This window comes from Roseivirga sp. AWQ4_251 (genome assembly GCF_056158225.1).
Window position 1 is genome coordinate 158165 of record NZ_JBSWSW010000001.1, and the last position, 12107, is coordinate 170271.

The following is a 12107-nucleotide window of genomic DNA, read 5'->3' on the forward strand; positions in this document are numbered from 1 at the left end:
GGTCGTCTTTTTTTGGTTTCATTCTATTCATTTCTCAAAGATTCTGAGGGGTTGATTTGGCCTGTTTTCCAAGATTGAACAGCAACAATGCTAAGCACGATTAACCACGTAGCTAGAAGTGCAGCAAATAAATAGAGGTTAGAAATTTTTAGTGAAATGGCAATTGAAGGGAAAATGAATGATTTAAAAATAAGGTAAATCAATGGAATGCAGATTAGTGTAGAAAGCACCAGCAATCTGATGGAATCTTTTGATAGCAAGGTTATAATTGAAGTTATATTGGCACCTAAAACCCTGCGAATGCCTATTTCCTTGGTGCGGCTTTGCGTAGCATAAAGTGATATTCCAAATTGCCCCAACAGCGCAATAACGATAATGGCTGTTCCTATGATGCTAAATAGATTCATCATGTTGAAGAATGGGCTATAATTATCGTCTATCAAATCTTTGACAAATGTTGTTTCAAGCGTTTTGTCCTCTGCGATGGCACTCCAACTTTTCTCCAGCTTTAAGAAGGCTTCTTCGAAGTTTTCGGGTTGAATTTGTACGGTTGCATATTTTGTCAGTAGGGTGTCCTGTTTATTTCTGATCATCAATGGCAGTTCGTTTTGATCTAATCCATCATAAATAAACTGATCCAGAACTCCGACAATCCGCAGTTTCTCTTCCACATCATAGTGATCAATGATTACTTCTTGATCGATAGCTTCCATAATTGGGAGGTGTATGGCTGCCAAGAATTTTTTGTCAACTAGAATTTGATTGTCGAAGTCTTTTGTAAATGCTGAGCCGTGAATTAATCGGGGCGAATAAATTTCACTGAAGTTTTCATCCACAGTAGCGTATCGAGTAGAAAAAGTGTCCATTCGGTCTTCACTAAACCCAAATCTTCTTGTCATTCCGCCAATGCCCGGTATGATTGATGAAAAGGAATAGCTTTCTATCTCTGGAATTTTGTCTAGTTCAGCTTCAATTATTCTTGGATCTATTTTCTTAAGAGGAAATGAAATTAGGTTGGACGTTTTATAACCGAGATCGGTTTTCAAAATCTGCTCTTTATGGTTTAAGCTCAAGACAATAAACAGAATGCAAAAGGTGGAAAACACCAATTGAATGCCGACAAACATTTTTCTCAAGCCTGTGATTTTAATTCCTTTCTTGAATGAATCATTGATAGAAGCCAAAGGAGAAACTTTTGAGAAATAGAGTGCTGGAAGAAAGCCAGCTAGAATACCTACGAGTAAGCTGAATCCGAAAAACCAGACAAAGATTTCTAGGTTCAGATTTTTGGTGAAAAGCCCTGAAAACTCGCTGATATACATTTCGAAGTATGGAGCAAGGTAAGTATAGAATAGAATAGCAAAAAATAGGGCTAGCACAGAGAATACAACAGTTTCTACAATGATTTGTCCGACAATTTGACTGCGAGTGCTACCATTAATTTTTCTAATGCCTATTTCTTTGGATCGTTGGATGGCTCTAGCTATAGAGAGGTTTGTGTAGTTGAATGAAGCGAGAATAATTAATAGAGCGATGGGGATTACGAGTATGACAAGAGCTTCTTGGGAGTAAACCGGAGGAAAGTCTGCTATCAATTTTCTTCCAAACATAATTTCGTCCACAGGCTGAAAGCTCATGATATAGGTGTTGCCGTCAGCCATGGCCGAATTCATTTCGACATTGAGTTGAGCGAATGGAGGTTCTAATTGTTCAATACTGGAATTTGGGCTGAGCTTAAAATAGTTATAATAGCTGTGATTGTAATTTTGCCATTGTTTTAGCCTCGATTCAAACTCTTCTTCGTTCATTCGGCTTCCCATGAATTCGATATTCGTAAGGAATTCAAAATTGAAATGAGTTCTTTGATCTGGTATTTTTATGACGGCTCGAACGATTGAACCCGATTTGCTTTGTTTGCCAATAGCGCTTTCTTCTCCGAATAGTTTCTGTGCCAACTTATCCGTGATTATCGAAGAACTGAAATCCCTAAACAAGTCATCGGGATTTCCCTCAATTACTTCAAAATCAAAAAGTTTTAAGAAATTTCGATCTATAGCATATCCATGAACTGTAATGTCTTCCCCTCCTTTGTCAAAGTAACCATATATATTTTCAAGAAATGTAGTGGATGATTCAATAGCTGGTATGTTGTCCAAATGCCATTTTAAGGCAAATGAGGAGGTTGCCCAATTCATTTTACCTTGAGGTTCTTCCACAGTAGTCGTAATTCTGTAAAGTCGATCTACATCTTTGAAGCCTTTGTCGTATTGGTAGCCAGTGAAAATCATATTGACCGCAAACAGACAAATAGTGAGCGCAGCTGCCAATCCAAAAATATTTACCGCACTGAAAACCTTGTTCCTTTTTAGATTTCTAAGAGCAAGTTTCAAATGAATTTGAAAGAGTGATAATTGAGCAAAAGAGGTCCAAGCTTTCGGAGTTTTTAAAACAGAACCTCTGATCATTTTGAGGACTTCATTTCTGTATATCGACTTGGCTTTTCTCCGGCCTTTGGTCTCAAGGTTATTTAGATATGCTTCTTCCAAATCGCCTTGTAGCTCTTCATAGAAGCTGTCGTTGCAAAACCATTTGAAGAGTTTTGTCGAGTATTTTGGAGGATGGTTATTCATTTCTCAGGGCATTCACTGGATTGGCATTTGCTCTGGGTGCGGTGAGAGAAATAACGGAGAGTAGGATAATACTGACGAATAGGATGAGTATTACCGCTAGCAATTGCGGACTAAGTTCAATCTGTTTGCGGAACTGGCGCGTCATGTTGTTGAAGACGATGTAGGCAGCAGGGGTCGCAATGAGTATGGCAATAACAATTTGTACTAATGTTCCCTTAATCAAGTGAAGGCTTATTCTGGTGACAGAAGCTCCGAGAACTTTGCGTATTCCAATTTCTTTAGCTTTTGTTTCGGCCTGAAAAATGGCCATTCCCATTTGCCCCATTAAAGTAATCAGCACAATACAAATGAAAATATATGAGAACACTTTAACGATTTGCCTTAGTTCTGTGTACCGATTTTTGGATAAGTCTTCAACAGATCTAAAAGCGAGATTTTTTTCAGGGAATATTTTTAGGAAGGTCTGTTCAATCTTGGGGAAGGCTTCACTTTTAGGGGCTGTTCGCACAACCAATAGTTTATGAACTAAGTTGGGAGAAATAATAACGGCTTCTGAAAAGTTGGTTCCATCGTCCTTTCCCGGTGTATAAATCGGATTGAAATTACTACTTATCGTTTTTTCAAAAACTCCTGAAATAGGAACCATATCTTTACCTGTCCAGACATTAGTGCCAAGAGCTGCTTCAATAGGAATACTCAGCTGTGTAATAAATGACTTATTCACCAACACCGAGGGTTTTTCTAGAAATGATGGATTGAAAACAGTCATTTGGGGTTTGTAAGTGTGAAGAAAGGAAGTGTCTGCCCAGGCAATGGATGTCATTACTAAGTCTTCGCGATTTTCTGTTTTGACCATCATTAAGCCATTTACATCGTCAATTGGAATGAGCTTGGACATAAAACTACTGGCTGCAACTTCGGGCAGTTTTTCGATTTCATTTTTCAAGACAATTAAGCTTTGAACTGAATCGGGATAATCAAACTCCAACAAGTAGTTATCGCTAATATTCATTCCGATGTCTTCTTTTTGATAGGAGTTATACTGTTTCCAAAGTAGGGCACTCATCACAAAAACAAAGGCTGTGATGGTCAATTGAATTACCAAAAGTGTTTTTCGGACGGTCTGGAAACTGAAGGTTTTGGAGGAGTTTTTGGGTTTGAAAAGACTTAAAGGTGAAATTCTTGCGAGAAACAAACCAGGTATTATGCCCGCCAGAAGAGATATAGAAATGGTAGTTAATATAAACGCAGCAACGGTATCAAAATTGATTTTTGAATCAAAGGCAAATGGAATGATTTCAGAGAAATCTTTGGCAAACCAATAATAAAGAAAGAAGCCAATGGCCAATCCTAAAAATCCAAGAAGACATGTTTCAATAAGGAATTGATTGAAAATTTGAAGTCTTTTACTTCCAATTACTTTTCTTACGCCAACTTCCTTCAGTCTATTCATGGCTTTTGCGCTAGCCAGATTGGTGTAATTGATAGAGGCAATCCCGGTCATAATGAGCATAAAAATGATCATAATCCGAATGCCATCGTTAGTCAGCAGATCTGCTTGGTATGACGATGCTTCGGACCTGCCAAGGCCAGAAAGATTTTCAAGTTGAAAGTGATATGATTTATTAACTAGGGAGTCGTTCATTTGAGCTGCCAACATGTTCAGCTTTTCTTGAATTCTTTCCAGGTTTGCATTATCGTGAACCTCTATATAATTGGAACGTGAATGGTCGATATAGTAATCGAAACGCAGTTCGACTGGGAGGGGCTTGTTGAGCGCATCGGAAAAGTTGAGCCATTCAAATTGTAGATGAGATTTAAGTCCTGGTGATTCGAGAATTGCAGAGATGACGTATGGGCCAAATTGTTTTACAGTAATCTCATTGTCAAAAGAGTATTTCTTTAAAAAGTCTTCAGTTACAGCAACGTGAGAAGGATTTTTAATTACAGATTCAAGCGACCCACTAAGGATTTTATAGTCGAGTATTTTGAAAAAATCAGGGCTAACCTCAATTCCATTAACCGTAATATCTCTACCTCTGTAATTCATGCGAACCGAGTTCGATTTAAGGTTTGCCACTGTTTTCGCTTCGGGTATTGCTGAAGCTAGATGACTAAAGAGTGTTACGGGACTTGTTCCTACAAACTGAGTTTCTTTATCTGTATTAATTAGGGTGCTGATTCTGTATTTATTCTCCCTGTTGGAAAAATCTTTATCGAGGCGGTAAGCCGTAAGGATGGTGTTGGTGATAAAGAGGCAAACGCTTATGGCGGCAGCAAAGCCAACTACGTTCAAAACTGTGAATGAGATATTTCTGCGAATACTTCTGATGCTGAGCAGTAGATGCATTCTGAAGAGGGCAAATTTCAATTGCCTCGGAATATAAGTTTTAGGTTTAATTACAGAACCTCTGATCATTTTCAAAACCTCCTTTCTGTATATCGACTTGGCTTTTCTCCGTCCTTTGGACTCAAAGTTATTGAGATATGCTTCTTCCAAATCGCCTTGTAGCTCTTCATAGAAGCTGTCGTTGCAAAACCATTTGAAGAGTTTTGTCCAGAACCTTGGTGTGTTTTGTTCCATCTCAGCTACGGATTTTTTGAAGTGAAACTTTGGGTACGCTGCTCCATAAATCTTCCCTCAATGCTTTAGCTTCTTCCAAGGCACTTTTTCCAAGGTTGGTCACTTGGTAAAAGCGTTTGCGTCTACCGCCACGTTCGGCAGTGGCCCCTCCGTACTCTGAACTGATAAAGCCTTTTTCATCCAATCGGGTGAGTGCGGTGTGTAGTGCGCCACGACTTACACTTCGGCCAGTTCTGTTTTCTATTTCTTCTTGAATGCTAACTCCGTAAGCGTTTTCATTCAAAACGAGTATGGTCAGTAAAACCACCTCCTGAAATTCTCCTAAATAGGTGCCTTTCATTTTATTTAATTCTTAAATGAAGACTAAATAAGAAAATTTCTTGAAATCCTTTTTGAAAGATCAAAGAATTGCTGTGTGAATGAGCAAATAAAAGGCTTGATGACAATTTCATCAAGCCTTCGGAACAGTGGTTTTTAAAGAGCCTTATTCGCTTCTTAAATTCTTTGTTGGATTGGCTAATGAAGCTTTCACCGTTTGAAAGGAAATGGTGACGATGGCGATAATGGCTAAAATCAAAACCGGAAATACGAAAAGCTCAGCGGAAATTGGAATGCTGAATGCAAAGTTTTGGAGCCATGATTTTATACCGAAATATGCTATCGGCACTGCAATAATGTTGGCGACTAATATCAAAATCATATATCGCTTAGAAAAGAGTATGGTAATTTGAAAGCTCTTCGCACCCAACACTTTTCGGATCCCGATTTCCTTTGCTTTCTGAACTACTGTGTAAGAGGCAAGTCCAAATAAACCTAAACAAGCTGCAAAGATGGCAAAGCCTGCGAATGCGTTGAAAATCTGCGAGAACTGTTGATCTTGCCTATACTGTCGGTTGAAGAATTCATCTAAGAAGTAATAATCGATGGGGTTTGAAGGAAATGAAGAAGTGTAGAGATTTTCTATTTCTTCTAAGGTGGCTTTAACGTTTTCTCTATTCATTCGAACCGAGAAATACCGGAACGATTCGGGTGTATAGAAAAATGCGCTGGTCACATAGCCATTATGTAACGACCTCCAATTATGATCTTTTACAACACCTCGTACCTGAATAGTCTCTCCACTTACAATCAGCTTTTGACCGATAGCTTCTTCGGGTGAACCCAAATCGAAGGTTTTTACACCTGTTTCGCTAAGGATTAGGCCATGGTCGAGATTGTTTTCAATTGGCGTGGCATCGGAAAAATCTCTTCCTGCGACTAATTCCATACCATAAGTGCCCATAAATCCATTGTCAACCCAAGTGGCATCAATACGATATTGGGCGCCTTCTTCAGCACCTTCTTTACTTGCGGTTGTTCCGAATGCATAGCCCGCTCCAGGGATGCTTCTCGAAGTACCCATATTTTCCACTGACGCAATTTTCTTTACTCCATTGGTAAAAGCTTCGAAATTATCGGCTCTCACGCCAATAGTTGGGCCTTTTACAATTAGAATCTGATCCATATCAATGCCAGTATCACGAGTTTTCATGTAGCGCAATTGGCTCGATACGGCAAAGGTGCCAGCAATAAGTAGTGTTGAAATCACGAATTGAAAAACCACCAATCCTTTTCTCAGATTGTACTGCCCCTTTGAAGCAGCCATTTTTCCTTTTAGCGTATGAATAGTTTTAAAGGAAGAAAGGATGAATGCCGGATATAAACCTGCCAGCAAAGGGCCAACAATTGCAATGGATAAGAGTCCTGTGAATATGACTGGATTGGGTAAATCCATAGTTAAGGGTTCGTCTAGAATTTGGCCCAGCGATGGAAGTAAAAGGTATGAAATGCCGATACCCAAGACTAACGCGAGTAGGTTTACCCAAAATGATTCAATTAGAAATTGAGCTATTAATTGAGGTTTAATGGCTCCCATTGCCTTTTTGATTCCCACTTCTAAACCTCGTTCCGAAGCTTTTGCAGTAGAAAGGTTGATAAAGTTAATCCATACAATAACAAGGATAAAGGCAGCAATTAGAATGAGGAAATAGATAGTGTTCATACTGCCAACAAAAGATTCGGCACCATTTTTACCCGAAACACTAGATTTGAGGTGGATGTCGAGCAATGACTCAAGACCTAGCTCTACTTTAAGAGAACTGTCCTGCTGAAGATCAGGATCGTAGTTTTTCATCAAATCTACAATCTTGTTTTCTACACTTGCTTCGGTTGTGCCGTTGTTGATTTTGGCATACATAAAGAAATTGCTCCAGCCCCAATCTGCTCCTTCATCTTTGTATTGGCTGTTTTGAAGAACCTTCTCCATAGGCAGCAGGATGTCGAACTTTAGGTGTGAATTTGAAGGAGGATTTTCAGCCACTCCTTTAATTGTAAATTCTTCATTGGAATATCTTCCCGTAATTTTCAATGTTTGGCCAATTACTGATTCGTGATTTTCTCCAAAGTATTTGTTGGCTATTTTTTCAGAAATGACAACCGAAAGAGGGTCATTGAGCGCATTTTGTTTATTTCCTTCAATCAGAGGGAAAGAGAAAATCTGTAAGAAGGATGGGTCGACAAAAAGAAGATTTTCTTCTTGAAATGGTTTCGATTCATTGGCTGTGTTTCTTACAATAGCCCCTCCATAGTATTCATGGATTCGGGTTGTTTCTTCGATTTCCGGAATATCTTTTTCTAAAGCAGGAGCGAGGGCAAAACCGCAGTACATGCCTGTATGTCCCGATTGTCCATTGCGGTAAGATGTGGTTGTGACTCGGAAAATGCGATCCAAGTCTTGATGAAAGCGATCGAAGCTGAGCTGAAAAAGCACATAATGGGTGATGATAAGGCAGGCCGCAATGCCAATGGCCAACCCGGTAATATTAATAAAGGAGTAGACCTTGTCTTTGATGAGATTGCGGAAAGCAATCTTTGAATTGATTCTGAACATGAGCGTAGTATTTTGAGTTTTTGAGAATTTCCGGATAGCAAAGGGCTTGAAGAAGCGAATTACATCCAAGGCATAATGGAATCGGGCTGACCTGGCTCCGGATTCAATACCTCTTTTTATAAAGTCTTCGTGGATGTCGCCTTCTATGTCTTCAAGTAAATCGGGTTTACAGTACCATCGTAAGAACCGTTGAGCCCAGCGTGGAGGCTTAAGTTTTGGGTGATGGCTGATCATTTGAAATCGAGTTTAAAAACCACATCAGGCATGGAATTCCAAAGTGCTTCGCGTTGTTGTTTGGCTTCAGCCAATATTTTTACGCCATAGGCTGTAATGGTGAAATAGCGCTTACGTTTTCCGCCCCGCATGTTGGTGGCTTCGCCAAACTCGCTTTTCACAAACCCTTTTTCTTCAAGACGCACTAAAGCTGCATGGACTGTACTTAGCGTGACTTTTCTGCCTGTCTGGTCTAGAATTTCTTCCTTAATGCCCACACCATATGCCTCTGGGTGTAATGCGCCAATAGTGAGCAATATGAGTTCTTGAAATTCACCAAGATTCGTTCCTTTCATTTTATTTAATTCGTAAATGACGATTAAATATAAATGATAAAATTCGTAAATGACGATTTAATGCTGGTTAATTTTTTGTTGAATGATTGGATGTGTAGGGTAGGGGCCGATTGAAATATAAATAGGGACAGAAAATGCATTGATCATTTTCCGTCCCCATTTATGAAATTGTAAGCTGAGATTACTCGTTTCTCAGTGTTTGTGCTGGGTTGGATTTGGCGGCTTTCCAAGTTTGGGAGCCAATGGTAATAAATCCGATGGTGAAGATTAGCAGAACACCGCTGAATAACTCAATCACTCCTATGGAAGCTCGGTTTACTGCGCCTTGTAGAATAACTCCGTCAAAGAAATAATAAGCCAATGGAACGGCAATGGCAGCAGAAATTACTAACAACCACATAAAGCCTCGAGCGAGTAGTGTTATTAAACTGCCTTCCGATGCACCCAAAACTTTTCTGATGCTAATTTCTTTGATACGCGTTTCGGCTGTGTAAACGGCCATGCCTAAAAGCCCGAGAGAGGCGATGGTCATGGTTAAGAAAGCCAAGAAGCCAACCATGGTGAACATCACTGAATATTCAGAATAGGCCTGTTGTATTCTGTTATCGTAGAATGTAGCCTGGAATTCATGAACTTGATCGAAGTCATTCCAAGCTGATTCTACTTTTTTCATTGTTCCGATAAGGTCTGGAGAAGAAATTTTGAGATTGATGTTGTAAGTCTCATTTGGTCTGTACCTGAAACCAAAGCAGTCAATTCCTTCACTGATTCTGGCGAAGTGAAAGTCTTCAATTACTCCAACAATTCTGAGTTTATGGTCGTCCACTTGAAGGTATTTGTCAATCGCTTCTTCCGGAGTTCCAACGTTGAAGCGTTTCAAAGTGGCTTCATTTACAATGACTTCAGATTCCTCTTCTTGATCAAGTTTTCTTTCAAAATTACTCCCTGCTATCAAGTTGTGCTTCATCAATGGAATGTAGTTTTCATCTATGCTGGCATACCAGAGAGTTGCGGAATCCAACGGATCTTCATATTTGATGTCCGAACCCCAGCGACTGCCCACACTCAACATATGAGATGAAAGGGCCATATCAGAAACCTCAGGAATCGATTTGAATAGATTCACCACTTCGTCTCCTTCATTTCCCTGTAATTCTACATTAAGAATGTTTTCTGTTTTATAGCCTAAATCGAATGCGAGGGCATATTTATACTGCTTAAATGCAATGCTCGCAGAAATGATAAACACCAAAGAGAGCGTAAATTGAATGACGATCAGAACTTTTCTAAGGTTGATTTTTGAGAACAGTTTAGTATTGCTCACGCCCTTCATTACTTGAGCTGCTCGCAATTTGGAAAGAAGAAGGGCTGGAAAAATGCCTGCTAATACACCCACTATTAGTGCAAAGGCAAAGAAATAAATAAAGTGTTTCGGTTCTAATTCGAGTTTAAGTGTGTGTTGAATTTCTGGGGAAAGATTGAGAAACTGAGGTCTTAATACAATCAGAAACACATAAGCCAGAATGAGCGAGAATATTGAAATGATGCACGCTTCAACAATAAACTGAGAGAAAATTTGTCCTTTGGTGGCTCCAACAACTTTGCGAACGCCTACTTCTTTGGCTCTTCTCAGTGATCTTGCAATGGAAAGATTGGTGTAATTAAAGCCTGCGGAAAGAATAACCACGAAAACAAGTATGCCGAAAATCCATAATCCTTTAGAGCCTATGGTGGTTCCAACTTCATTGCTGAGCTGGGGCCCCGTCATAATACTTAGGATAGATTGAAGCTTAATGTCGATATCTAAATAGTCAAATTTCTTATTTTCTGTGACACTAATTTCTGCTAGCCTTTGATTGATATCGTTTGGAGTGGTTCCTTCTTTTAGTTTAAGGTAGCAGTAATTCATCCACATGTTAGTCCAACCAAGAATAGACGATTTTTTTTCTTTCTCTTGATTTTCGAAGGTTACAAATGAACCCAACGATTGAAATTTCATATGAGAATTGAAAGGTGGTTTCTCAACAATGGCAGTTACTTTAAAATCTTTATCGTTGAGTTTGATGGTTTGATTGAGTGCATCGGTGCCTTCTCCAAAGATTTTTGACGCTGTTTCGTCAGTAAGCACAATTGAATTGGGTTCAGCAAGGGCAGTTTCTGGATTTCCTCTTAAAACGGTAAAGGAAAATACATCGAAGAATTCTTTGGAAGCATACAGACCGGAAATGGGAATGACCTTATCTCCAAACTTAGCATCTCCGCCAAAACTTCTTCTCATAACAACAGCAGCTTCAACTCCTGGTATTTCTTCTTGAGTTTTTTTTCCTGCTAAAATAGAAGTAGAAGCAAAGGTTGATGGGTCTTCATTTAGGCCTTGGTAAATATTGGTAAGTCGGTAAATGCGATCAGCGTCTTTATGAAAGCGATCGTAGCTTGTAATTTCCGAAAGCATTGAAATAATCAGTAGGCAAACGGACATGCCGACTGCCAGCCCGAACACGTTGATTCCGGTAAATAGCTTGTTGCGCGCTATGTTCCGAAGCGATGTTTTGAAATAATTTTTAAACATGATGAATTGAGTTATTTGATTCAGAAAATTGAGTTTCTTGATGGTATAAGGCCTCATAAATTTGAACACATCTATGATGTATGTGAGGCGTGCTTTTGTTCTTCCCTTATTGACCAGATTGCGCTCAAAGTGCTCATACAAATCACCCTGCAAATCCTCTAGCATTTCTGGTCGGCAGTACCATTCCAGAAACCTGTCAGCCCATTTGGGTGGCATATGTTCACTTTTTTGGTTCATATCATTTTTAAATTGAACTCAGGGATTAGGCTCCAAAGTTGGTCGCGTTGTTCTTTTACTTTTTGAAGAGTGGCTTTGCCCGCATGGGTAACTTCGAAATAGCGTTTTCTTCTTCCGCCACGGGTTTTGGTGGCGTCTCCCAAATGCGACTTAACATAGCCTTTGGTTTCTAAGCGGTTTAAAACAGCATGTACAACTCCCAGTTTGATCTTCCTTTCGGTTACACGTTCTATTTCATCGCAAATCGCCACACTGTATGCTTCGGATAGCAGTGCAGCAATGGTTAGCAAAACCACTTCTTCAAATTCGCCAAGGTTTGTTCCTTTCATAATTATCCAAACTATTTATTCCTTAAATGTATGAAAAATGGATTTGCCGAAAATCATTTATTATACAAATAGAGAATATATTGATAGCTAAGACTTCCATGGTGCATATTTCGTTACACCGCAATCAAGAAAAAAATGGAATAAACTGAACTGTTGATTTTAAGCGCTGAACTGTAGGAAGAGTGGGAGTGAAGAAAAACGCCTAAGGACAACTTTAAGTTGAATACGATAAAGTTGAGAACAAAAAAGAGGCTATCTTA

At 39.3% G+C, this 12107-nt stretch carries 7 protein-coding genes; all 7 read right to left on the reverse strand.

The annotated features are described in order from the left end of the window. Nucleotides 1-23: 23 nt before the first annotated feature. On the reverse strand, nt 24-2630 hold the full coding sequence (locus tag ACXACJ_RS00750) for an FtsX-like permease family protein (protein ID WP_475132349.1): 2607 nt from the start codon (nt 2628-2630) through the stop codon (nt 24-26). Next, nucleotides 2623-5214: an FtsX-like permease family protein gene (locus ACXACJ_RS00755; RefSeq protein WP_475132350.1), complete on the reverse strand. Its 2592-nt coding sequence runs from the start codon at nt 5212-5214 to the stop codon at nt 2623-2625. The genes ACXACJ_RS00750 and ACXACJ_RS00755 overlap by 8 nt, the downstream gene beginning before the upstream one ends. Nucleotide 5215: 1 nt before the next feature. Next, nucleotides 5216-5554, reverse strand: coding sequence for a PadR family transcriptional regulator (locus ACXACJ_RS00760; protein ID WP_475132351.1), 339 nt, complete (start codon nt 5552-5554; stop codon nt 5216-5218). Between the two features lie 144 nt (nt 5555-5698). Continuing rightward, complete coding sequence (locus ACXACJ_RS00765; protein ID WP_475132352.1) at nt 5699-8377, reverse strand: ABC transporter permease; 2679 nt, start codon at nt 8375-8377, stop codon at nt 5699-5701. Beyond that, nucleotides 8374-8712 carry a PadR family transcriptional regulator gene (locus ACXACJ_RS00770; protein ID WP_475132353.1) on the reverse strand — a complete coding sequence of 113 codons (339 nt, stop codon included), beginning with the start codon at nt 8710-8712 and terminating at the stop codon, nt 8374-8376. The genes ACXACJ_RS00765 and ACXACJ_RS00770 overlap by 4 nt, the downstream gene beginning before the upstream one ends. A 181-nt stretch (nt 8713-8893) precedes the next feature. Then, nucleotides 8894-11518 carry an ABC transporter permease gene (locus tag ACXACJ_RS00775; RefSeq protein WP_475132354.1) on the reverse strand — a complete coding sequence of 875 codons (2625 nt, stop codon included), beginning with the start codon at nt 11516-11518 and terminating at the stop codon, nt 8894-8896. Further along, nucleotides 11515-11847, reverse strand: a complete 333-nt coding sequence (locus ACXACJ_RS00780; protein ID WP_475132355.1) for a PadR family transcriptional regulator — start codon at nt 11845-11847, stop codon at nt 11515-11517. The genes ACXACJ_RS00775 and ACXACJ_RS00780 overlap by 4 nt, the downstream gene beginning before the upstream one ends. Nucleotides 11848-12107: the final 260 nt, after the last annotated feature.

Excerpts from the sequence above, each read along its gene's own strand:
- ACXACJ_RS00750 (WP_475132349.1), bottom strand. The coding sequence starts at position 2,630 with ATGAATAACCATCCTCCAAAATACTCGACAAAACTCTTCAAATGGTTT.
- ACXACJ_RS00755 (WP_475132350.1), bottom strand. The coding sequence starts at position 5,214 with ATGGAACAAAACACACCAAGGTTCTGGACAAAACTCTTCAAATGGTTT.
- ACXACJ_RS00760 (WP_475132351.1), bottom strand. The coding sequence starts at position 5,554 with ATGAAAGGCACCTATTTAGGAGAATTTCAGGAGGTGGTTTTACTGACC.
- ACXACJ_RS00765 (WP_475132352.1), bottom strand. The coding sequence starts at position 8,377 with ATGATCAGCCATCACCCAAAACTTAAGCCTCCACGCTGGGCTCAACGG.
- ACXACJ_RS00770 (WP_475132353.1), bottom strand. The coding sequence starts at position 8,712 with ATGAAAGGAACGAATCTTGGTGAATTTCAAGAACTCATATTGCTCACT.
- ACXACJ_RS00775 (WP_475132354.1), bottom strand. The coding sequence starts at position 11,518 with ATGAACCAAAAAAGTGAACATATGCCACCCAAATGGGCTGACAGGTTT.
- ACXACJ_RS00780 (WP_475132355.1), bottom strand. The coding sequence starts at position 11,847 with ATGAAAGGAACAAACCTTGGCGAATTTGAAGAAGTGGTTTTGCTAACC.